Origin of the sequence: Pelomonas parva (assembly GCF_043555835.1) — a bacterium.
GTDB classification, from domain to species: domain Bacteria; phylum Pseudomonadota; class Gammaproteobacteria; order Burkholderiales; family Burkholderiaceae_C; genus Pelomonas; species Pelomonas parva.
The window spans coordinates 186,949-209,216 of sequence record NZ_JBIGHV010000010.1 but is presented as its reverse complement, the minus strand read 5'-3'; the positions used below and the strand labels follow the sequence as shown (position 1 = coordinate 209,216).

17 protein-coding genes are annotated in these 22,268 nt (G+C 64.6%); 13 read left to right on the top strand and 4 right to left on the bottom strand.

Annotated features, from left to right (window positions below; all coding sequences use genetic code 11):
* Positions 1–83 precede the first annotated feature (83 nt).
* From ACG00Y_RS23980 to ACG00Y_RS23940, 9 genes are all read left to right on the top strand, one after another.
* Complete coding sequence (locus ACG00Y_RS23980; RefSeq protein WP_394483308.1) at positions 84–1,280, top strand: ABC transporter substrate-binding protein; 1,197 nt, start codon at positions 84–86, stop codon at positions 1,278–1,280.
* Between the two features lie 11 nt (positions 1,281–1,291).
* On the top strand, positions 1,292–2,041 hold the full coding sequence (locus tag ACG00Y_RS23975) for an ABC transporter ATP-binding protein (protein ID WP_394483306.1): 750 nt from the start codon (positions 1,292–1,294) through the stop codon (positions 2,039–2,041).
* Positions 2,028–2,720, top strand: a complete 693-nt coding sequence (locus ACG00Y_RS23970) for an ABC transporter ATP-binding protein (protein WP_394483304.1) — start codon at positions 2,028–2,030, stop codon at positions 2,718–2,720. Before ACG00Y_RS23975 ends, ACG00Y_RS23970 begins: the two co-directional genes overlap by 14 nt.
* Positions 2,721–2,723: 3 nt before the next feature.
* The gene (locus tag ACG00Y_RS23965) at positions 2,724–3,590 is read left to right on the top strand and encodes a branched-chain amino acid ABC transporter permease (RefSeq protein ID WP_394483302.1); all 867 of its coding nucleotides are present in this window, start codon (positions 2,724–2,726) and stop codon (positions 3,588–3,590) included.
* A 12-nt stretch (positions 3,591–3,602) separates the two neighbouring features.
* Complete coding sequence (locus ACG00Y_RS23960) at positions 3,603–4,610, top strand: branched-chain amino acid ABC transporter permease (protein ID WP_394483300.1); 1,008 nt, start codon at positions 3,603–3,605, stop codon at positions 4,608–4,610.
* Between the two features lie 23 nt (positions 4,611–4,633).
* Complete coding sequence (locus ACG00Y_RS23955; protein WP_394483298.1) at positions 4,634–5,557, top strand: SphA family protein; 924 nt, start codon at positions 4,634–4,636, stop codon at positions 5,555–5,557.
* A 44-nt stretch (positions 5,558–5,601) separates the two neighbouring features.
* Positions 5,602–7,164, top strand: coding sequence for a methyl-accepting chemotaxis protein (locus tag ACG00Y_RS23950; RefSeq protein WP_394483296.1), 1,563 nt, complete (start codon positions 5,602–5,604; stop codon positions 7,162–7,164).
* 201 nt (positions 7,165–7,365) lie between these two features.
* Positions 7,366–8,304: a phenylacetaldoxime dehydratase family protein gene (locus tag ACG00Y_RS23945; RefSeq protein WP_394483294.1), complete on the top strand. Its 939-nt coding sequence runs from the start codon at positions 7,366–7,368 to the stop codon at positions 8,302–8,304.
* A 94-nt stretch (positions 8,305–8,398) separates the two neighbouring features.
* A complete protein-coding gene (locus ACG00Y_RS23940; protein ID WP_394483293.1) occupies positions 8,399–9,409 on the top strand; it encodes a nitrilase in 1,011 nt (336 codons plus the stop codon).
* Positions 9,410–9,425: 16 nt separating this feature from the next.
* On the opposite strand, the gene ACG00Y_RS23935 is transcribed toward ACG00Y_RS23940, so the two are convergent.
* On the bottom strand, positions 9,426–10,571 hold the full coding sequence (locus tag ACG00Y_RS23935; protein WP_394483291.1) for an alpha-hydroxy acid oxidase: 1,146 nt from the start codon (positions 10,569–10,571) through the stop codon (positions 9,426–9,428).
* A 351-nt stretch (positions 10,572–10,922) separates the two neighbouring features.
* Between ACG00Y_RS23935 and ACG00Y_RS23930 the strand changes: the two genes are divergently transcribed.
* The 4 genes from ACG00Y_RS23930 to ACG00Y_RS23915 are packed head-to-tail and all read left to right on the top strand — an operon-like array spanning position 10,923 to position 18,489.
* Positions 10,923–12,188, top strand: a complete 1,266-nt coding sequence (locus ACG00Y_RS23930) for an MFS transporter (RefSeq protein WP_394483289.1) — start codon at positions 10,923–10,925, stop codon at positions 12,186–12,188.
* A gap of 52 nt (positions 12,189–12,240) precedes the next feature.
* Positions 12,241–14,961, top strand: a complete 2,721-nt coding sequence (locus tag ACG00Y_RS23925; RefSeq protein WP_394483287.1) for a beta-glucosidase — start codon at positions 12,241–12,243, stop codon at positions 14,959–14,961.
* Positions 14,958–17,075 carry a glycoside hydrolase family 3 N-terminal domain-containing protein gene (locus ACG00Y_RS23920; RefSeq protein ID WP_394483285.1) on the top strand — a complete coding sequence of 706 codons (2,118 nt, stop codon included), beginning with the start codon at positions 14,958–14,960 and terminating at the stop codon, positions 17,073–17,075. Before ACG00Y_RS23925 ends, ACG00Y_RS23920 begins: the two co-directional genes overlap by 4 nt.
* A 31-nt stretch (positions 17,076–17,106) precedes the next feature.
* A complete protein-coding gene (locus ACG00Y_RS23915) occupies positions 17,107–18,489 on the top strand; it encodes a carbohydrate porin (protein ID WP_394483283.1) in 1,383 nt (460 codons plus the stop codon).
* Positions 18,490–18,550: 61 nt separating this feature from the next.
* Here the strand turns inward: ACG00Y_RS23915 and ACG00Y_RS23910 are convergent, their stop codons facing one another.
* The 3 genes from ACG00Y_RS23910 to ACG00Y_RS23900 all read right to left on the bottom strand — a co-directional run bounded on the left by ACG00Y_RS23910 (position 18,551) and on the right by ACG00Y_RS23900 (position 22,258).
* Entirely contained in the window at positions 18,551–19,396 is an 846-nt protein-coding gene (locus ACG00Y_RS23910; protein WP_394483282.1) for an AraC family transcriptional regulator, read from the bottom strand.
* Positions 19,397–19,856: 460 nt separating this feature from the next.
* Positions 19,857–20,789 carry a ketopantoate reductase family protein gene (locus ACG00Y_RS23905; RefSeq protein ID WP_394483280.1) on the bottom strand — a complete coding sequence of 311 codons (933 nt, stop codon included), beginning with the start codon at positions 20,787–20,789 and terminating at the stop codon, positions 19,857–19,859.
* Positions 20,790–20,806: 17 nt separating this feature from the next.
* Positions 20,807–22,258, bottom strand: coding sequence for an aldehyde dehydrogenase (locus ACG00Y_RS23900; RefSeq protein ID WP_394483278.1), 1,452 nt, complete (start codon positions 22,256–22,258; stop codon positions 20,807–20,809).
* Positions 22,259–22,268 lie beyond the last annotated feature (10 nt).

Genomic DNA, 22,268 nt, shown 5'->3' with positions numbered 1-22,268 from the left:
AAGATGAAACTTGCCTCGACACCACCGCTCCGCGGAGGCGCTTTCTCAAAGGCGCAGCCGCATTGGCTGCTGGTTCGCTGGGCGTGCCCAGCGCTTTCGCCGCGGACGACACGATCCGCATCGGGTACCTGACTCACCGTACCGGTCCGTTCGCGCCGTTCGCCGAGGCGGATGCCTTCATCCTCGACAACGCGAACAAGGCCCTCGCCGGCGGCCTGAGCATCGGCGGCAAGAAATACAAGGTCGAGTTCGTCCCGCGCGATGACCAGAGCAATCCTGATCGGCAATCCAACCTGGCGGCCGAGCTGATCAACAAGGAAGGCATCGACCTGATGCTCGGGCAGGCGACCATCGGCCCCGGGATTGCGCAGCAGTGCGAGGTCAACGGCGTTCCGTGCATCACGACGATGAGTCCGTGGCAGGCCTGGATGTTTCCGATGAAGGGCGATCCGGCCAAGGGCTTCAAGAACGTCTTCCACTTCTTCTGGGGCATCGACGACATTGCCAACGTCTACCTCGACATCTGGAAGGACCTGAAGCTGCCCAAGGTGCTGGGCTCGGCTTTCGAGAACACGTTGCCTGGCAACGCCATGGGCGACCTGAAGATGGGCATGCCCGGGGCCTTCGCCAAGGCCGGTTACAAGGTCGTGGACATCGGCAAGTTTTCCGCTGACACCGACGACTTTTCGGCGCAGATCCAGGCCTTCAAGAAGGAGCGGGTCGAAATCGTCACGGGGTTGTTCGCACCGCCGCAATGGGCGAGCTTCGTCAAGCAGAGCGCGCAGATGGGCTTCAAGCCCAAGGTCATGACGATCGCCAAGGCGCTGCTGTTCCCCGGCGGGGTGCAGGCGCTGGGCAAGAGTGCGCACGGCATGTCCACCGAGATCTGGTGGTCGCCTGCCTACCCGTTCAAGAGCAGCCTCACCGGCCAGACCGCGCGCCAGCTCGCCGACGCCTACATGGCGTCCACCAAGAAAGAGTGGACGCAGCCGATCGGCGTGATGCACGCCCTCGTCGAGGTGGGCATCGCCGCACTCAAGGCAAGCGGCAATCCGAAGGATCCGCAGAAGGTGGCCGACGCCATCCGCTCGATGAAGCAGGAGACCGTGATCGGCCGGCTCGATTTCGCAGGCAGTGGCATCAAGAACGTTTCCAAGATCCGCTGCGTTGGCGGCCAGTGGGTCATCGACGCCAAGGGCAAGCTCGACATCGTCGTCACCCACAACGGCACCGCGCCGGAGATCCCGGTGCAACGCAAGTTCGAGTTGCTGGGCGCCTGAGGGCCATCGTCATGCTGCTTGAAGTCAATGGGGTCCACAAGGCTTACGGATCCACCGCCGTGATCCGCGGGCTGGACCTGCAGGTGGCGGAGGGCGAGTTCGTCGGCGTGATCGGCCCGAATGGTGCCGGCAAGACGACGGCCTTCGGCCTCATTGCGGGCCATCTGCGCTGCGACAGCGGCATGGTGCGGCTTGCGGGTCGCGACATCACGCGGTTGAGTGCGGACCAGCGCTGTCGTGCGGGCATTGGCCGGACGTTCCAGATCCCGCAGCCCTTCGGCGGCATGACGGTCTACGAGAACGCGTTGGTGGCCGCCACCTACGGGGCTGGCCTGCGCGGTACGCGGGCACAAGAGGCGGCGCGCGATGCGCTGGCGCTCTGCGGTCTTCTGTCCCTGGGCGACGTACCGGCGGCCAGCCTGCGGCTGCTGCAGCGCAAGCGGCTCGAGGTGGCCCGGTCGCTGGCCACCGGACCGCAGCTGTTGCTGCTTGACGAGGTAGGCGGAGGCCTCACCGATGCGGAGGTGCATGAGCTGCTCGACCTCGTTCAGGCGGTGCATGCACGCGGCATCACGGTGCTGTGGATCGAACACCTGGTGCATGCGCTCGTCTCGGTGGTTCGCCGCCTTGTCGTGCTCACTGAAGGCCGCGTGCTCGCCGATGGGCTGCCGAAGGACGTGATTGCGAGCCGGGAGGTGCGCGAAAGCTACCTGGGGTCGGAGCTCGACATGGAAGCGGAGGTGGCTGGTGCTGCGCATTGAGTCACTCGACGCCCACTACGGCCTGTTCCAGGCGCTGTTCGGCGTGGCGCTGGCAGTCGCGCCCGGAGAAACCGTTGCACTGATCGGTTCCAACGGTGCCGGCAAGACGACGTTGCTGCGCGCCATCGCGGGCGCGCTCCGCGTGCGCCCCGAAAGTTTGCAGTTGGACGGTGAGCCAATCGGCGGCGCCACCGAACGCGAACAGCTGGCGCGCGGCATCGCATTGGTGCCCGAGGGGCGAAGGCTCTTCCCGAGCCTTACGGTGCACGAGAACCTGCAGCTGGCGGCGACCAACGGTCGCCGGGGCTCCTGGACCATCGAACGCGTGCTCGAGTCCTTCCCGGGGCTGCGCGCGCTGTTGTCGCGCCCGGCCACCGCGCTGTCCGGCGGCCAGCAGCAACTCGTCGCGATCGCCCGCGCGCTGGTCTGCAACCCGGCGTTCCTGCTGTGCGACGAGGTCTCGCTCGGGCTGTCGCCCCTGGTCATCGACGAGGTGTATCAGTTGCTCGCACTCGCACGTCGCGATGGCATGGCCATCGTCTTGGTCGAGCAGAACGTGCGTCGCGCACTGGTCGAGTCCGACCGCTATGTGTGTATTCAGAAGGGGCGTGTCGTGCTCGAAGGCATCTCTGCAAGTGCTGATCGCCATGCCGTCGCGCAGGCGTACTTTGGAGTCTGAGCCATGGCTGACATCCTCGAATTGCTGATCAATGGGTTGATGCTCGGCGCCCTGTATTCGCTCTTTGCTCTCGGACTCAGCTTGAGCCTGGGCGTGATGAAAATGATCAACCTCGCGCACGGCGACTTCATTGTGCTGGGGGCCTATCTCGCTGGTGCGGCCATGTCGGCCACCGGATGGCCGGCGTTGGCCGCCGTGGCGTTGGTGCTTCCCGCCATGTTCGCGATTGGCTGGTTGCTGCAGGCTGGCTTGCTCAACCGCGTGGTCGGTGCGCACGAGTTGTCGCCGCTGCTCGTCACCTTCGGCCTTTCGGTGGTGGTGCAGAACCTGCTGATGGAGGTCTTCAGTGCCAATACGCGCAGCCTGCCCTCTGGGGATCTCTCCTTGCAGGGCCTGCACATTGGCGAGGTCTCGATCGGACTGCTGCCGCTGTTGATCACCGCGGTCAGCATCGGGCTGTATGCCCTTACGCACGTCCTCGTGGCCCGCACCCACCTCGGGCGGCAGGCGCGCGCCGTCTCGGATGACCCGGCGACCGCTCGACTCGTCGGCGTGAACGACAAGCGCTTCTTCGCGCTGATGGCCGGCTTCATCATGGCCATTACCGGGCTCGCTGCGGTGCTGTATGGCATCCGCACGCCATTCGCCCCGTCCGCCGGCCCCGAACGCCTGCTCTTCGCTTTCGAGGCGGTGGTGCTGGGCGGTTTGGGCAGCCTGTGGGGGAGCTTTGCCGGCGGCCTGGTCATCGGCCTCGCGCAAGTGCTTGGCGCACAGGTCAGTACCGGGCTCGGCTCCTTCTTCGGACATCTCGTGTTCCTCATTGCGCTGCTGGTTCGCCCGCAGGGCTTGTTCGGCGCGCCGCGCCACTGATTGGCAATGCCCATGTCCCTTTCCAACGGCGCTTCCTCCTTGCTCGCGGGTGTCGGTCGGCCCACCTCGCGGCTACGCAGTTCTCTGGCCGCAGCCATCGCACTGCTGGCCCTGGTGGCGCTGCCAGCGTATGCGGGCTTTGCCACGCAGAGGCTGTTCGTCGAAGTCTTCACCGTCTTCGCGATCGCCACGGCGTGGAATTTGTTGGCGGGCTTCGGCGGGCTGGTGGCGGTTGGGCAGCACGTCTTCGTCGGTTTGGGCGCCTACGCGTTGTTCGTGGTCTCCAACGAGCTGGGCCTGAACCCCTGGTTGACGCTGCCAATGGCAGCGGCCGTGTCGGCTCTGTTCGCGTTACTGACCGCATGGCCGATGTTTCGACTCTCCGGTGCCCACTTCGCCGTCGGTACTTGGGTGCTGGCCGAACTCGTACGCATCGCGGTTCTCAATTCCGAGTCGCTGGGGGCCGGCGGCGGCCTGCCGCTGGAATCCCTGCGCGAGTTCAGTCGAGCGCAGCGCAACAGTGGCGTCTACTGGGCGGCGCTCGCCGTCGCCGTCACCGCCCTGCTCGTGGCTCGCCTGCTGATCAAGAGTCGCCTCGGGCTTGCGCTCACCAGCGTGCGTGACAGTGAGGCCGCTGCCCTCGCGAGCGGCGTGTCGGTGAAGCGGGCCAAGCTGGCGCTGTGGATCGTTGCGGCCACGCTGACCGGCCTGGCTGGAGCGGTGGCGTACATGAACACGCTGCAGGTCTCACCCGACGCCAGCTTCGGGCTCGGCTGGACGGCGACGGCCATCTTCATCTCGGTGCTTGGCGGTATCGGCCGCATCGAAGGCCCGGTGATCGGAACGGTCGTGTTCTTCGCGCTGCGCGAGACGTCCAGCCAGTTCGGCGCCTGGTACTTCGTCGCGCTCGGCCTGATGGCCATCGCCACGATGCTGATTGCGCCAGGAGGCGCCTGGAGCCTCATCCAGCGTCGCTGGCCGAATCTGGATCCCTTGGCCATGCGCCGATGGATGCCCTAGTGGCGCGATGCCTGATCCCCTGAATGTCAACCAACCATAGGAGTCCCTTTTCCATGACCTCAGTTCGCTGCTGCACGCTTTCACTGGCCCTGTCCCTCGGGGCGGCAGGCCTGGCCCAAGCCACGGAGGGCGGCGGCTCGGCCTATCCGCGTGGCGTCGAGAACTACCTGGCCGGTGCGGTGCCACCGCCGGGGCTGTACTGGCTGGGCTATGGCAACGTCTATTCGGCCGACCGACTCAACGACAAGGACGGCAATGAAATCCCTATCCCGGGTTTCAAGGTGCAGGCCGGGGCCCTAGTTCTGCGGCCGGTGTGGTCCACGACGTACCAGGCGCTGGGCGGCAACATCGTCTTCCACAGCGTCATTCCGCTGGTTGACCTGAAGGTGAATGCGGCCGGCAACAGCCAGCACAAGACCGGGATCGGCGACGTCACTGTCGGCATCGGTCTGGCGACTCACTACTCGCCGCAGTTCCACACAGCGCTCGGCCTTGATCTGGTACTGCCGACCGGGGGTTACGGCAAGGACGATCTGGCCAACATCGGCCGCAACTACGCGACCTGGCAGCCACTGTATGCGTTGAGTTGGACCGACGCCAAGGGATTCAACGGGGACCTGAAGTTCACGTTCAACCTGAACCAGCGCAACAAGGACACCGACTACCGCAGCGGCAACGAGCTCTTCATCGACTATGCGGCCGGCTGGGGACTTGGCAACGGCTGGACGGTCGGCGTCGGCGGTCACGCGTGGCAACAGCTGGGCAACGACAAGAGCGCCGGCGCCACTCTGGCCGACAGCAAGGTGCGTGCGTTCTCCATCGGCCCGTCCATCAAATACGACAACGGTGCTGGCTGGTTCATCACCGCCAAGCTACAGAAGGAAACCGCCGTGCGCAACTCGACGCAGGGCACAGCCTTCTGGCTCAAGACCCTGATTCCCTTCTGACCCCCACCCCAAGAGCAATCCCCATGGGCTGACGGGAAGGAACCATGCGCTTCTTCTGGCCAAAAACGATACGGCACCGCTTGGTGCTCGCCTTCGCAGCGGTGCTGCTTGCCGCCCTCGTTCAAGGTGGTGTTGGCCTGTGGAGCGCGAGCCGGCTCGCGGCTGCAACCGAACAGACCGTGCGCCAGCAGCTGCCAGCGCGTGCGGCCCTTGGATCGCTGGCCTCGCGGGCGGCTGCCTATCGCATCGGGCAATTCCAGCACACCCTGGCCCCGGAGACTGAACGGCCCGGTCTTGAAGCGGAGATGGCCCGCGTACTAACGGAGCTCAACGCTGACGGACAGCGCCTTCTGGAACTTGAGCCCGACCCGGCAACGCGCGCGGCGTTCACGCAATTTCGGAAAGCCTGGCAGGCCTATCTCGAACAGGACCGGCGTGTCCGGCAGTTCATGGTCGATGGGCTGCCACTGCAGGCGACCGAACTGCTCGGCGGCGAGGCGAGTATGTCCTTTGACGCCGCTCGCGATGCGCTACGGAATCTCGCTGAGGCCAACTCGGCGCGCGCCAGCGCGTTCGCCGAGAGCGCATCGACGCTGCGCGCTCTGTCGCAGTGGGCTACGGCCCTCGGCATCGCGGTGACCTTGGTCGCGGCGGGTGGCCTCGCCTGGCCCATCGTCCGGCGAATCGCACGCATGCTTGAGCAGGCGCAGCGGGCTGCGCAAGCCTTGGCGCAGGGCAAGCTGACCCTTCACGGCGACGTACAGGGTCACGACGAACTGGCCGCGCTCATGAAGGACCTGCACCTCATGGCCCGCCGCTGGCATGAACTGGTGGCCGAAGTCAGGCGCGGCGCCCTGGGCGTTGCGGGGGCCAGCCGAGAGATCGCACAGGGCAGCGGTGATCTCAGTCAGCGAACCGAGCGGCAGGCGGCATATGTGCAAGAGGCGCTCAGTCTGTCTCGCGCGCTGGAAAGCATGGCTACACATAGCGCAGGCGGCGTAGCGCAGGCGGATCAACGGTCCCGCGATTCGGCTCAACACGCTCGGGTCAGCGCGAAGATGCTGGGCGAACTGCGCGAGTCCATCCTGGCCATTCACCAGAGCGCGCGACGAATCGCGGACATCAGCTCACTGATCGACGGCGTCGCCCATCAGACCAATATCCTCGCGCTGAATGCGGCAGTGGAGGCAGCCCGTGCGGGCGAGCATGGCCGAGGTTTCGCCGTCGTCGCCAGCGAGGTGCGGGCACTCGCTCACAAGTCGGCGCAGGCGGCGCTCGAGATCAAGCAGATTGCTGCGGACAGCATCGGCCGAAGCGAGCAGGGTGCTCAGCTTGCCGAGCAAGCGGCTTCAGGGGTGGGCGAGCTTGCGCGCAACAGTGACGATGCCGCAAACGCGGTAACAGCTATCGCGGCGGCGGTTCAAACGCAGACCGGGAACGTCGGCCAGCTCAACGAACGCATCGCCCTCATCGACGGCGGGACGCAACAGAACTCGGCGCTGTCCGAGCAACTTGCCGCTGCGGCCACATCCATGGACACCGAGGCACAGCGGCTGGTGGCCTTGATGGAAGCTTTCGAGCTCGATGCCGACGGGAGACAGTCGTGAATATCCAGCGATCCTCCCGCCGCAGGCGCATGTGCGCCTGGATTGCATCGTGGCGCCCAGTGTCAGGCCATGAAACTACCTGAGGCTCCCTTGGATTCAGCCATCCCTACCCATCTCCGCTGCCCGCGTACGCGGGAGCCGCGTGCTTTTGACGCTTACGTGCCTCCCAACCCCGCGTATACCGCGCGCCTGGATGCGTCAGTGAAACAGGTCGTCATCGCCTACTTCGGCGTCCAGTACCGCAGCGGCCCGGGACGTATGGCCGCGCGCGAGGGCTTGGCATTCCTGCGCCACGCCGCCACGTTGGCGGATGGTCCGCGCCACCACGACCTGGCATTCGCCATCGACGATGCCGGCTACGACACGCTCGTGTGGGCGGCCTACTGGACGGATATGGCGTCTTTCGAGCGTTGGCAGCGCGGCCAGGACTTCGACCGCTGGTGGAACTCGGAAGACCGGCTGGAAGGGCCCTGCGGGTGGTTCTGCGAAGTCGCCAAGCCGGAGGTCGAGCGATTCGAGACGCTTTTCTCCACGGGGGACCACCCGGAAGGGCTATCGATTCTGGCTCCCTCGATGAGCGGCGAGATTCAGGAGCACGCCTATTGGGGGAGCATGCGCGATCGCTTGCCGGCATCACAAACCGATGCGCTGCGCGGCGCTGGCGTGATCGCCCCGCCCGTACCAGGTCGTCGCGTGCGCATGAGCGGGCTCGAGAACCTCGCACTGATCCGCTCGGGCCAGGATTGGTCCGACACGCAGGGGCGGGAGCGTCGGCTCTACTTGCAGCAGATCGAGCCGAAGCTGCGCGAGGGCATGGACTTCCTGCGCGATAGCGGCTTGGACGTCGGTTGCCTGGGCAATCGCTACCTCGTCCATGTCGACGATGACTTCTCGCCGGTCGAGCGGAGCTACGGACTGTCGTGGTGGCGTGACCTCGAGTGCATGGAGCGCTGGTCGGAGAGCCACTCGACTCACCTAGAGATCTTCGGTGCCTTCATGCGCACGGTGCAGCAAATGAACTTCAAGCTCGATTTGAGGCTGTATCACGAAGTCTCGGTGCTGCGCGCCGCGAGCCAGAGTTTCGAGTACCTGAACTGCCATCCAAAAACCGGACTGTTGCGGCTCGCCGGATCCCAGTGAAGTCCGGTGTCCGAGCCGACAGCATGCTCGGGGCGTTCGCCAGTCACCTTTTGCCCTCGCTCCCGTTCCCGATAAACCCCTGAGAGGTTCCATCATGTCCAGCACAGCGTTCAAAGTTGCCGTCGTCCAGGCGGCTCCCGTCTTCCTCGATGCCAAGGCTTCGGTCGACAAGGCCATCGGCCTGATCGAAGAGGCCTCAGCAGCCGGCGCCAAGCTATTGGCTTTCCCCGAGGTCTGGATTCCGGGATACCCGTGGTGGTTATGGCTCGGCACTCCGGCCTGGGGCATGCAGTTCGTGCCGCGCTATCACGCAAACTCGCTGCGAGCAGACGGCCCCGAGATTGCCGCACTGTGCGCCGCCGCCGCAAAAGGCCGCATCAATGTCGTGATGGGGTTTTCAGAAGTCGACGGAGGCAGCCTTTACCTGAGTCAAGTGCTGATCGGCGACAACGGCGAGATTCTTTTCAAGCGCCGAAAGCTGAAGCCAACCCACGTCGAGAGAACCCTGTTCGGCGAAGGGGACGGCTCCGACTTTCAGGTCGTGCCGACCAGCATTGGCCGAGTGGGCGCGCTGTGTTGCGCGGAGCACATCCAACCCCTGTCGAAGTACGCGATGTACTCGATGCACGAGCAGGTACACGTCGCCTCTTGGCCATCGTTCACCTTGTACAAGGGTATGGCCTACGCGCTCGGGCATGAAGTCAACCTGGCCGCGAGCCAGGTCTATGCGCTCGAGGGAGGTTGTTTCGTATTGCATGCGACTGCCCTGACGGGCCAGGACATGTTCGATCTCCTGTGCGACACGCCCGAGAAAGTGCAGCTGCTGAACTCGGACGGCGCCAAGCCCGGCGGCGGTTTCTCCATGATCTTCGGGCCCGACGGCCAACCGCTGGTGAAGCCGCTGCCGGAGGGCCAGGAAGGCATTCTGTATGCCGACATCGACCTCACGACGATCGCGATGGCCAAGGCTGCTTACGACCCCGCCGGGCACTACGCGCGCGGCGACGTCGTGCGCCTGATGATCAATCGAGCACCGCGCAAGACGAGCATGAACTTCTCGCATGGCATGAGCGACGTGGGCGGCACCGACGAGAGCGACGACTGACCGAGCAATGGGCGCGTCATTGACGCACGTTCAATGGCGCATCGATCAATGATCTCAGGTCGGCGATCCTCGGCGTCCCCAGCAGCGTCATCGTCCGAACAAGTTCCTCGGCCAACAACCCGAGGACCCGATCCACGCCAACCGCCCCGCGCGCCGCCAACCCATAGAGCACAGGCCGTCCGACGAATACCCCCGTGGCTCCCAACGCAATCGCCTTCGCGATGTGGGTGCCTCGACGAATGCCGCTGTCCATGAACACCGGCATCCGCCCTTGCACCGCCGCGACGACACCAGGCAACGCCGAAATCGCCGAGGGTGACGCGTCGAGTTGCCGGCCGCCATGATTCGACACGATGAGGCCGTCGACACCATGTTCGACCGCGAGACGCGCGTCATGCGGATGCAGCAGGCCCTTCAACAATAGCGGCCCCTTCCAGTCGTCGCGCAGCCGGGCCAGCGTCTCCCAGACGAGGCTTCGATCCATCGCTCGGGCCAATAGCGCAGCCTGCATGCTCGCGGAGCCTGCGTCAGCGCCGTCCGCGGTGATGTTGGCAAAGTCCGGTGCCCCGGCGCGCGCCGCGCGCAGTGCCCAACGCGGGTGAGTGATCAAGTCCCATGCCAGTTTCGGCGTCGGCCTGAACGGCATCTTGAAGCCATTGCGAGCATCGAGTTCGCGATTGCCGCTGACGGGCACATCAACGGTCAGCACCAGCGCCTGATAACCGGCCTTCTGGGCGCGTTGAACGATGCGCTGCGCCATCTCGCGGTGCATCACGTAGAGCTGCATCCACTGCACGCCGCCGGGTGCTGCGGCTCGCACGTCTTCGAGTCGCATGTTTGAGGCGGTCGACAACGCGAACGGAGCGCCGGCTCTATCCGCTGCCGCCGACAGGATCGCATCCCCGCCGGGTTGCACCAAACCATTCAGGCCGGTCGGAGCGATGCCAAACGGAACGCGCCACTGCCTGCCAAAGACCTCGATGGATGTATCTATGACAGTCGTGTCGCGCAGCACGCGAGGCGCGAGGGTCAGCGATTCAAGATCGGACCGGTTGCGGCGTAAACAGTCGCCGTCATCTGCTGCGCCGTCGACGTAGTCGAAGACGAACCTTGGCAGGAGCCGTCTGGCCTCCTCGCGGAAATCATCAGCGTTCAAAAGCATGGTTGGATGAAGCGCGCTTCAGTCTTTGTACGTTGGATCAATTAGCCAGCGTCACCGAGGAACTCGGGCGACTGCCGGGCCAAATCTCGTGCATCGATGCCCTGGATGATGGGCTGATCGGCGTGGCGACCTCTTTGCTCACGGTCGCTCGGCGTTTGATGTAGCGGGCCATATTTGCACGCAGCCGTCGGTGCTGTCAAACGACTACGCCTGCGAAAGCACCCGCGTCATCAGTGGTCAGAAAAACGCCTATGCCCTGGTCAGAAAGTGCATAGCGCGATGGCGCTTGCACTGCGAATCTATGTGCGCCGCTCAGGCCCCGTGCGAATCGAAAATAGAAGGAGATCCTCTGTGACCATTGCCTTTGCCACATCCAAGGACTATGCGGCGCCGTCCAAACGCGTGAGCGCCGGATTCATCGTTTTGTATGCCCTGGCCTTCTTCGGGCTTTGGATGGCCATCATGACGCCAGCGGTCATGACGCTCGCACTGCGGGTGAACGAAATCGATCCCGCCAACAAGGAATCCAATCTTTCCTGGATCCTGGGAGTTGGCGCCATCGTCGCCATGCTCGTCAATCCGATTGTGGGTCAGCTCAGCGATCGCACCACGTCCAGATTCGGCATGCGCAAGCCATGGATGGTGGCCGGCGCCGCGCTGGTCCTGGTCGCCTTGTACCTCATGGGCACAGGCGATCTGATGGTCGTGGCTGTGGGATGGTGGCTGATGCAGTTGGCCTTCAACGCGGTTCTGGCCACCATGACGGCGGTCATGCCCGACCAGGTGCCTGAGGAACAGCGTGGTGTCGTGTCCGGCGTGCTGGGCATCTGCCTGCAGGTCGGCATCGTCGGGGGCGTTTATCTTGCTCAGGCGGTCGGATCGACCTTCCAGATGTTCATGGCCCCGGGCCTGATCTTTGTGGTCCTGCTGGCGGTGTTCCTACCGTCCTTCGAGGACCGTCGGCTGAAGACCGACACGATGCCGAAGCTGGAGCTGATCGCTCTGGCCAAGAGCTTCTGGATCGACCCCCGCAAGGCCCCGGATTTCGCCTGGGCGTTCGTGAGCCGATTCATGCTGATCATGGGCCTGGCGACGCTGCTGACCTACCAGGTTTTCTTTCTCATCGACAAGCTGCACTTCACGCCGGATCAGATCCCCGGCGCCATGCTGACGGCCACGCTCGTCACCACGGCGACCACGGTCATCGGCAGCCTGCTCAGCGGCTGGCTCTCCGACAAGATGCAGCGCCGCAAGTTCTTCGTCTGGTCGTCGACTTTGATCTTTGCCGCCGGCCTGGCAGTCGTCGGCATGGCCAACGACTTCGAGGGCTTCCTCTGGGGCATCGCGATCGTTGGCTTTGGTCAAGGTGTCTACGTGGCCGTCGATCTGGCCCTGGTCACTCAGGTGTTGCCCAATCCGGCGGAGTCCGCCAAGGACCTCGGCATCTTCAATCTGGCCAATGCACTGCCGCAGACAGTCGCACCCGCTATCGCGCCCTTGTTCCTGATGATCGGCGCGGAGGGTGGCAAGGGGAACTACATCGCCCTGTTCGTCGCCGCAGCGTTGATCTCGGCCGTCGGAGCACTGGCGGTCATCCCGATCCGCAAGGTCAAGTAGGGCTGGGCCCCTTCCTGACGACGCCCACGCCACCATCAACATGGACTTCGACATGCAATCCAACTCCGACAATGCAAGCGACTGGCCACATTCGGCCGATGTCGCCAACCGGGTGCGCGAGATCCTCGGCAAGATGACGCTCGACGACAAGATCGAACTCGTCACGGGCGATCTCAACCACAACCACGGCTTCTACAGCGCAGCGGTCGACAGTGCCGGAATTCCGGCGCTGGCAATGGCCGACGGCCCACCGGGGCTGCGCCTGAACATGGGCATCAACGATGGCAAGGCCACGGCCATGCCGGCGCCCATCGCATTGGCCGCGTCGTGGAATCTGAACCTTGCGACTCGCTATGGCGAGGTGCTGGGCGCGGAGTGCCGCTTGACGGGACACAACGTCTTTCTGGGTCCCGCCGTCGACATCGCGCGCGCGCCGCTCTCGGGCCGCATCTTCGAGTCCTCGGGAGAAGATCCGCTGCTGAATGGCCGCATGGCGGCCGCGCAGGTCGATGCCATCCAGAAGCGCGGCGTGCTGTGCAGCCTGAAGCACTTTGCCTGCAATAACCAAGAGTACTTGCGCGCCAGCATCGACGTGCAGGCCGATGAGCGAACACAGCGAGAGTTGTACCTGCGCCCGTTCGAGATCGTGCTGGGCGCCGTCCCTGTGGCTTCGGTGATGGGCGCATTCAACCGTGTCAACGGCACGTACTCGTGCGAACACCAGTGGTTGCTGCGAACCGTCCTGCGAGAGGAGATGGGTTTCCGGGGATGGGTCATGAGCGACTACGGCGCGACGCACAGCACCGTGCCCTCGGCGCTCGCCGGCCTGGACCAGGAGCAGCCCGCAAGCGTGCACTATGGAGCCTCGCTCAAAATGGCGGTTAACCAGGGCGACGTGCCGGTGGAGACGCTGGACGCGATGTGCGCGCGCATCCTACGCACCGTCATCGGCCTCGATCTGATCGGCCGCGACGAGAGCCCGCGTCTGACGCCGGCCGATACCGAGTCCCACCGTGAGCATGCGCAGGCGGTGGCGGAGGAAGGCATCGTCCTGCTCAAGAACGACGGCCCGATGCTGCCGATCGATGCGGGCCGCTTGCGCCGGGTGCTCGTGGTCGGCGTGGACGCGGATGGTGTGGGTGCGGCCGGTGGTGGCAGCGGCAAGGTGCGGCCCGCGCATGGGGTGAGTCTGCTCGATGGTCTGCGCCATCGTCTCGGGCCAGAGGTCGAAGTGGAGTACGCGCAAGGGTGTGATCCGGTGTCGGCAGCGGACCTGCTCGCCGGCGAAGAAAGCATCCCTTCGACCTTCTTCCGACAGCCCGACGACAGTGGCTATGGCTTGCGAGCCGAGTTCTGGGCCAACCCCGACCACTTGGGCGACCCTCACACCACGCTCACCATGCCCCAGGTGGCGCTGAACCTCGGATTCTTCAACTTTCCGGGGTGCAGTGCCGCCTCGCCGAAGTACCCGACCTTCGCCAATGAACTGACCCCACAGACATCGTCTCGCTTCACCGGTCGCCTGCTCGTGCCGGTCGATGGCCACTATCACCTGACCGTCACAGTGCTCGGAACCGTTCGGATCTGGCTGGACGGTGAACTGGTGCTGGACTTTCGCTATCACGGCAACGGGGTTGCCAGCGGCGGCGGCAGCGGAGGCTTCGGTGACATTGGGCTGCCGGCTGTTTTCGAGGCCGACACGGACTCCCCCAGCAAAGTCGGCGCAGCGGCGGCGTCGTCCCCAATCGGGCTTTCGGAGGACATCGACATCGCCGGCGGCGTCAGCGGCCCCGATCCCGCCGTGGTCCCGCTCGCCCTGGCGCTGTGCGGTGGCGCGCAGGGCCACGATCTGCGTATCGAGTACGCCGCCGATTCGCCGGCACAGGGCTGGCTCACCGGAGCCCAGTTGCGACTGGGCTGGCGCCCACCGACACAGCTCTTGTCCCATCACATCCGACATGCCGTCGAGTTGGCGGCGCGTGCCGACCTGGTGGTCGTCGCGGCGCGAGCCTACGAGAGCGAGCACACTGATCGCCCATCGACTCGGCTGCCCAACAACCAGCGCGCATTGATCCGTGCTGTCGCGGCGGCCAATGCGTGCACCGTGGTCGTCACGATGTCGGGTGGTCCTCTGGAGACCATCAGTTGGGAGAACGGCGTTCCAGCCCTCCTTCACGCGTGGTACGCCGGCCAGGAGCAGGGTGCAGCGCTCGCGCGAATCATCTTTGGCGATGTCTGCCCGTCCGGTCGATTGCCGATCACGTTCCCGCTCGGTGATCACGACGGCCTCTTCGACCCGCAGATCCGCCGCCACTACCCGGGTGTCGACGGACGAGTCCACTACGACGAAGGTGTCGAGGTGGGCTACCGGGGTTTCGACGCGAGGCAGTTGCAACCCCGATTCGAATTCGGCTTCGGGCTGTCGTACACGAAATTCGAGTACTCCGAGCTGTCGACTGAGAGAGTCGCAGAGGGCATTGCCGTGCGGTTCACTGTCAAGAACATCGGCGAGCGCGCGGGGCAGGAAGTGGCGCAGCTGTACCTCTCTCTGCCCGTGGAGGGAGAGCCGCCGAAGCGCTTGGTCGATTGGTCGAAGGTGAGGCTTGAGGCCGGGGAGGCCGCGGACATCAGGCTGCTCGTGAGATGCGATTCGCATGAGCGCCCCCTCGAAGCGTGGCGCAACGGCGTCTGGCGACGCGCCTCGGGTACGGTAGGCGTACTGGTGGGTGCGTCTTCACGCGACGTCCGTCTTCGGGGAGCTGTCGCACTGTGAGCAAAGCACAGATCAAGGAGATCCTCGGCGAGATGAGCCTGTCCGAGAAGATCGGGCAGTTGTGCCAGGTTCAGCCCCACGGGCGTGACATCGACGGGCGGATTCGCGCCGGAGAGGTCGGATCGGTCATCAACGCGGTCGGAGACGACGCTTATCACTTTCAGTGGCTGGCCGTCGAGCAGTCGCGGCTGCGGATTCCGCTGCTCATCGGCCGCGACGTGATTCACGGGTTCAACACCATCTTTCCCATCCCCTTGGGGCAGGCCGCCAGCTTCGACCCTTGCGCCGTGCGGAAGGCCGCCGAGCTGGCAGCCCTCGAGTCGGCCACCGCAGGGGTGAACTGGACCTTCTCGCCGATGCTAGACATTGCGCGCGATCCGCGCTGGGGGCGCATCGCCGAGAGCTTCGGTGAAGACACCTTGCTCGGCAGCATCATGGGCTGCGCGATGGTCGAAGGCTATCAATTAGCCGGCATCGCGGCTTGCGCCAAGCACTTCGTGGGCTATGGCGCGGCCGAAGGCGGGCGCGATTACTCGCAGGCCAACATCACCGAGCGCCAGTTGCGCGATACCTACCTGCCGCCATTTCAGGCGGCGGTCATGGCTGGCGCGATGAGCGTGATGACGGCGTTCAACGAGTTGGACGGCGTGCCGATGAGCGGCCACCGCCCGTTGATTGTCGATACCCTGAAAAAGGCCTGGGGTTTCGACGGTTTGGTCGTCAGCGACTGGAACTCGATCATCGAGATGATCACGCACGGCTTTGCCCGGGACGAGGCCGAAGCGGCTGCCAAGGCGCTGCACGGGGGTGTCGACATGGAGATGGCCAGTGGCAGCTTCCTGCGGCACCTGCCGCTGCTCCTGGAGTCGGGACAGATCGGCATCGAACAGATCGACGAGGCAGTCAGCCGCGTTCTGCGCATCAAGTTCGAGCTGGGGCTTTTTGAGCAACCCTACGGCCGGGAACGGCAGATGCCGGCCCTGGCAAAGCGTTTGGAGCTGGCACGATCCCTGGCCCGCGACAGCTGCGTGCTTTTGAAGAACGACGGTGTTCTGCCGCTGCGCGATGACCTGCAGCGGGTGGCGGTGGTCGGGCCGATGGCCGATGCCCCGGGCGATCAGCTCGGCTGCTGGGTCTTCGACGCCGATCACGGGCGAACCACGACCGTGTTGGCCGCCATCCGCCAGCGACTGGGCGAGCCGGGTGTGGCTTTCGAGCCGGGGCTGGCAAGTTGCCGCGACGTCGGAGAAGCCAACTTCGCGGCAGCGGAGGCCGCCGTTCGAGGCGCCGACGTCGCCATCGTGTGCCTCGGAGAGGACGCCGGTCTGAGCGGCGAGGCCCATTGCCGCGCCCACCTTGGGCTGCCCGGCGCACAGGCGCGTCTGCTGGAAAAGTTGGCGGCCACCGGGACGCCCGTGGTGGTCGTTCTGTTCACCGGCCGTCCGCTGGTCCTCGCTCCAACACTGCAATCGGCGGGCGCATTGTTGTTGGCCTGGCACCCCGGCAGTGAAGGCGGGCCGGCGATCACCGACCTGCTGTTCGGCGAGTCCCCCAGCGGCCGACTTCCCGTGAGCATGCCGCGATCCGAAGGTCAGATTCCCGTCTACTACGGCCACAAGAACACCGGTCGTCCCCCGTCTCCCAATGCGCCGAGCATTCCATCTGGAACGCCGCTGGACCCTACTCATTTCTGTGCCGCTTACCTCGACGAGGACCATCGCCCTCTCTTCCCATTCGGCTTCGGCCTGAGCTACACGCGATTCGAGTACGACGCTCCACAGGTCAAGAACGAGGTTGTTCCGCTGAACGGCGTGTTGCTCGCCAGCGTTCGGGTGACCAACGTCGGCGCGTTCTCGGGAACGGAAACCGTCCAGTTGTACGTGCGCGACCTTTGCGCCAGCGTGACGCGGCCGGTGACGGAATTGAAGGCCTTCAAACGGATCACGCTCAGCAGCGGCCAATGCGAGACGGTCGAGTTCGAGGTACCTGTTCATCACCTCTCATTTCATGATGCAGCCTATCACCTAAGCGTCGAACCGGGGGACTTCCATCTTTGGCTGACGGGCGATTCGGCTTCCGGGACGTCGGTATCTTTCAGGATCGCTCCTCAATAGGTCTGCGGCCCTGGGCGACTTCGACTTCTCGATGGCGCGAGATCAGAACGTTGCTCCTGCTCAACCCATTCTCAATTTCCAAATCCTGATGACTTACCCAACACCTCATTCATTCAGAACACTGATCGCGGCGGCGATCACGCTAGGTACGGCTAGCGCGATGGCACAGCCAATGCAGGCTTTCTCGGCCGATTCGCCTTTCATGCTGGGTGATCTTGCCGGAGCCCGAACCGAGATGGGCAAGAGCGGCTTGTTTTTCGGACTCTTCTATGTCACTGAGTTTGCCACCAACGCGAAGGGCGGCTACAACGAAGACCGAGTGACCGAACGCAGCGACCAGACCACTGCGTTGCTGAATTACAGCCTGATGCCCAAGCACGGCATCGATGGCGAATTCAGCATCGTCATCACCAATCGGAACAACGGCGATCTGTTGAGCTTGACGCGCCTGAATGACCCTCGCACGGGAACCTTGCCGAACCTCAGCCAGGAGGTGTGGGGCTATGGTTCGGTCAGCCGTCTAACCCGTCTCACATACAACCAACACTTTGCCGACCGCACTTTGCGTGTGCGTGTGGGCAAGATGACGCCTACGGAAGAGTTCTACCCCACGACCCTGGGTTGCGAGTTCCAGAGCCTCATCAACTGCGGCGCTGTTCCGGGCGTTAGCAGCATCTGGTACGGCTGGCCTATCAGCACCTGGAGCGCGATGGGCGAAGTCAAGTTCAACAGCAATTGGTACGCGCGTGCAGGCGTCTATGAGCAGAACCCGGACACAACCAAGACCAGCAGGGGTTTCTCGCTCAGCAACCGTGGCGCCCAGGGGCAGATCGTCCCGGTGCTGGTGGGATGGCGCCCGAGCGTTGGTGAGAAGAAGATGGCCGGAAACTACTTTGCTGGCGTCTACTACAGCAACGTCAAGTCGGCTGATCTGAGCGACAGCAGCGTGCAGCGCAACAGCAAGAAGACGCTGTGGGCGTACGGCGAACAGCAAGTGACCGGCCCTGGCGGCGACAGCCCCCAGGGTTTGCGGTTGTTCGCCAGCGCGGTCGTCAACGACTCTCGTACCGAGGTGCTGCAGAAGGCTTACGGCGCGGGCTTTTACTACATGGGCTTGTTCGATTCGCGCCCGCAGGACATGCTGGGTTTCTCCGTAGCGGCGGTGAAGATCAACGACCGTTTCACTGCCAGCCGTGCCGCTGTCAACCTGGCAAATGGCCTTGTCGGAGACTTCAGCAGCCACGATTACCTGCCGTTGGGCAGCCGCGAGGTTACCGCCGAGTTGTTCTATCGTATGAACTTGGCCAAGTGGATATCCGTCCAGCCAAGCATCCAGTTCATCAAGGCGCCCGGCGCAATCAAGCAAGTTCCCAGTGCAACTGTCTTCGGCCTGCGCATGAACGTCGCGATCTAAGGCCGGCGCCGACGATCGTGCAGACCTGCTCGGCTTTAGATCCACTTGTTCCTGTCAATGTTCAGTGATCCTCCATCACCAGGCTGTGCAACAGCTGCATGGCCAGGCTTTCGTGATGCACCCCGTACGCCAGGCCCGAGCGGCTTTGCGCGGCCGTTTCCAGGTACCTGGCGCGCCACGTCGAAGGCGTGCATCCGAGCGTGCGCCGGAATGAGACGTTGAAGGCCCGGCTGCTCGGAAAGCCGCATTCGAGCGCGATGCAGGTCAGAGTCCGCGCACGGGGCACGGACATCATCTCCAGTGCCCGCCGCAGACGAAGATTGGTGACGAAGCTGTGGAAGCCTTCGCCGGCTTCCGACTTGAACAGACGGGAAAGGTAGCCTGCCGACAGGCTGTGGTTGCGAGCCACGTCCTCGATGGACAGGGGTTCATGGGCGTGTCGGCGAATGTAGTCGGCCACTGCGTGCAAGCGGGCGCCGAGCACCACCTGCTCCTGCGGAAACGGTACGCAGCCGTCGCTCTCCGACAGCGTGCAAGGGACCTGCCGCAACAAGATCGCCAGCAGGCGGAGCACCAGCGCTTCGACCTCCATCGGCCATCCTGCACGCTTCATGCGAATCTCGAGCATGGTGCGTGCCATGAGGCTGCGCACCTTTGCCACGCGTTTCATGCTCTCGGCGTCTTGGTGCTGCACCGTCAGATCGAACGCGCGGCGCCCGAACTGTGAATCGTGACGCGTTAGCCAGGGATCGATTTGCAGGCCAAGCAGGACGTTGTCGTCGACGAGCCCCTGGCATGCATGGGGCTCGCGCGCCCGCACCATCGCTACGTCACCCGGCAGCAGGCGCCTCTGCGAACCGACGCTGAACAGCACTACCTCGCCTTGCAGCACGAGGACCAGTTCCATTGCGGCGTGCATGTGAAAGTCCACGGACCGCACGGAATGAAAAAACGCGTGAACGGGATTCTCTGGCGAGGTCAGCAATCGTTCGACCTGCCCGCTGTGGACGCGATCCCCTAATGCCCGGGCGGTCACGGTGCCTACGCCTTTGGTGGGGTCAGCGGCCACAGTGTGCCGGGGCGGTCGATGCTGCCTAGGCAAAGTCGAATGTCAAACCCACGTCGTTTTCCACCACTGTCCGCCCTGGCTCGCCGTCGACCGGAGCCGTGTCGGCATGCATGCCGAGCCATGCGAAAGGGTAGACCTCCTCGTGCATGCGTTGGCCAGCACCGAGCTCGTGTCGTCGCCTGCGAACTGCTCGCTGGTCCGCTCGCAGACCTCGGACGACGGGAGGGTTGAGGGTCAGCGGAGGATCTCCATCGCAGGCCCGATTGCGATGCCTTCGTTGGTCCTTGATCTCGATCGTTCATGCGGTCCCGACTACCGCGCGGGCCTGGATCAGGCGAACCAGTTCCAGCAGCGTTGCCGTGCATGTTGTTGCCACGCCCAGCCTTCGACCTGCGGCGACGATCGCGCCATTGATCGACGCAACCTCTGTCGGGCGCCCGGCCAGTACGTCCTGCAGCATGGACGGCATGTGCCCGCGATGCCCTTTGATCGCGTTCACGACTTTGGCGCTTGTCCTGGCGAGGTCGGCCGCCACCCCGCTGGCCCGCGCCACGGCGATCGCTTCGGTGACGACCTGCAGCGCCAATGCGCGGCCTTCCGGCAGCAAGTCGAGCTGATCCACGGTGCAGCGCGTCACGGCGCAGATGCTGTTGAGCGCCGCATTGAACGCGACCTTCTCCCAAATCGACACCCAGACCTCCGGGTCGGCTTCGCAGCGAAGCCCCGCGGTCGACAGGGAGTCCACGCAGGCGGCCAGCGCCGGTCGCTCCGAACCGTCTGCCGTCATCAGGTGAATGGCGCCCTGGCCATGGGAGTGAACGTGTCCGGGGCCGACCATGTCGGCGGGCCAGGTGGTCACGCCGATCATGATCTGTCCCGCAGGAACGAACTCGCTGATCGCCTCGACGTTGCCCAGGCCGTTCTGTAGCGACAGCACCTGCGTATCGGACGACAGCAGATGCTGGACCCCCTTCAACGCGCTGACGGTGTGAAGGGTCTTCGTGAAGACGACCAGCAGATCGGGCGGCTCCGTCGCCTGCTCGGGTCGACAGACCTTCAGTGCCAGGATGTGGCGGTCGCCGCTGTCGTTGGTCAGCCGCAGCCCCGTGTCGCGGATGGCGCCGAGATGCGCCGCATTGATGTCGATCAGGGTGACCGACTGGCCGGCTTCGGCGAGCAGGCCGCCGAACAGCGACCCCATCGCACCGGCGCCAAGAATGGCGATCTTCATGGCGCGCGCTCCGTGGTTCAGAAGGGGTAGTGGCGACACTGCGTCTGCACCGTCACCCAGCGCAGATCGGTGAACTCGGCCACGGCGGCTTTCCCGCCAAACCGGCCGATGCCACTGCCCTTGACGCCGCCGAAAGGCATCTGTGCCTCGTCATGGACGGTCGGGCCGTTGACATGGCAAATGCCCGCCTGAATACGCGCGGCCACGTTCAACGCTCGCGCGGTATCGCGGCTGAAGACTGCCGACGACAGTCCATAGGGGTTGTCGTTCGCGCAGGCCACCGCCTCGTCTTCGCCGTTCACCCGCACGATGCCCTTGACCGGGCCGAAGGACTCTTCGCTGTAAATCTTCATCTCTGGCGTCACATGGTCGAGCAGCGTGGCGGGCATCAAGGTGCTATCGGCCTTGCCGCCGCACAAAAGTTTTGCGCCCTTGGCCAGCGCGTCGTCGATCAGCGCATTGCAGCGTTCGACGGTGCTCATGTCGACCACCGAGCCGAGCACCACCGGGCCCCGGCGGGGGTCGCCGAGCGGCAGGCTTGAGGCTTTGGCGGCGAGGCGCGCCACGAAGTCGTCCGCGATCTTGACGTCGACAATGATGCGTTCGGTCGACATGCAGATCTGACCCGAGTTGGCAAAGGCGCCGAAAGCGGCCGCGCTCACGGCCGCATCCAGGTCGGCGTCATCGAGGACTAGCAGCGGTGCCTTGCCACCGAGTTCGAGCACGGCGGGCTTCAGATGTTTCGCGCAACTGGTCGCAATGATCTTGCCGACGTGGGTAGAGCCGGTGAAGTTGACGCGCCGAACCGCCGGGTGCGCAATCATGGCTTCCACAACGGCGGCGGCGTCCGCCGGCGCGTTGGTCACGAAGTTGATCACGCCCTTCGGCAAGCCGGCCTCTTGCAGGGCTTCGACGATCAGGCCGTGCGTCGCGGGGCACAGTTCCGAACCTTTCAGGACGACGGTGTTGCCGCACGCCAAGGGCATGGCGATGGCTCTTATGCCGAGGATGACCGGCGCGTTCCAGGGCGCCATGCCGAGCACCACGCCCGCAGCCTGGCGAATGCCCATCGCCAGGCTGCCGGGCACATCCGACGGGATGACTTCGCCGCTGATCTGCGTTGTCATCGCGGCCGCTTCGATCAGGGTGCCTGCCGCGAGGTGCACGTTGAAGCCTGCCCACAGCGCGGACCCCCCGGTCTCTGCGGCGATCGCGGCGGCGAATGCTTCGCCCTTGGCTTCGAGCGCATGGGCGGCCTTCAGCAGCAGGGCGCGGCGTTGACCGGGACCGGTCGCAGACCAGGCCGGAAAGGCCTTTGCGGCGGCATCGATCGCGGCGATGGCATCCGCCACGGTCGCAGCCGGCGCGCGTGTTGCCACGCTGCCGTCGAGTGGGTTGCGGCGATCGAAGGTCGCGCCGTTGGCGGCTTGTGTCGCTTCTCCGTTGATCAGCATCGAAATGTTTTTCATGGGTTGTCTC

Coding starts and splice junctions, on each gene's coding strand:
- ACG00Y_RS23975 (WP_394483306.1), top strand. CDS start 1,292: ATGCTGCTTGAAGTCAATGGGGTCCACAAGGCTTACGGATCCACCGCC.
- ACG00Y_RS23965 (WP_394483302.1), top strand. CDS start 2,724: ATGGCTGACATCCTCGAATTGCTGATCAATGGGTTGATGCTCGGCGCC.
- ACG00Y_RS23960 (WP_394483300.1), top strand. CDS start 3,603: ATGTCCCTTTCCAACGGCGCTTCCTCCTTGCTCGCGGGTGTCGGTCGG.
- ACG00Y_RS23955 (WP_394483298.1), top strand. CDS start 4,634: ATGTCAACCAACCATAGGAGTCCCTTTTCCATGACCTCAGTTCGCTGC.
- ACG00Y_RS23950 (WP_394483296.1), top strand. CDS start 5,602: ATGCGCTTCTTCTGGCCAAAAACGATACGGCACCGCTTGGTGCTCGCC.
- ACG00Y_RS23940 (WP_394483293.1), top strand. CDS start 8,399: ATGTCCAGCACAGCGTTCAAAGTTGCCGTCGTCCAGGCGGCTCCCGTC.
- ACG00Y_RS23935 (WP_394483291.1), bottom strand. CDS start 10,571: ATGCTTTTGAACGCTGATGATTTCCGCGAGGAGGCCAGACGGCTCCTG.
- ACG00Y_RS23925 (WP_394483287.1), top strand. CDS start 12,241: ATGCAATCCAACTCCGACAATGCAAGCGACTGGCCACATTCGGCCGAT.
- ACG00Y_RS23915 (WP_394483283.1), top strand. CDS start 17,107: ATGGCGCGAGATCAGAACGTTGCTCCTGCTCAACCCATTCTCAATTTC.
- ACG00Y_RS23910 (WP_394483282.1), bottom strand. CDS start 19,396: ATGGAACTGGTCCTCGTGCTGCAAGGCGAGGTAGTGCTGTTCAGCGTC.
- ACG00Y_RS23905 (WP_394483280.1), bottom strand. CDS start 20,789: ATGAAGATCGCCATTCTTGGCGCCGGTGCGATGGGGTCGCTGTTCGGC.
- ACG00Y_RS23900 (WP_394483278.1), bottom strand. CDS start 22,258: ATGAAAAACATTTCGATGCTGATCAACGGAGAAGCGACACAAGCCGCC.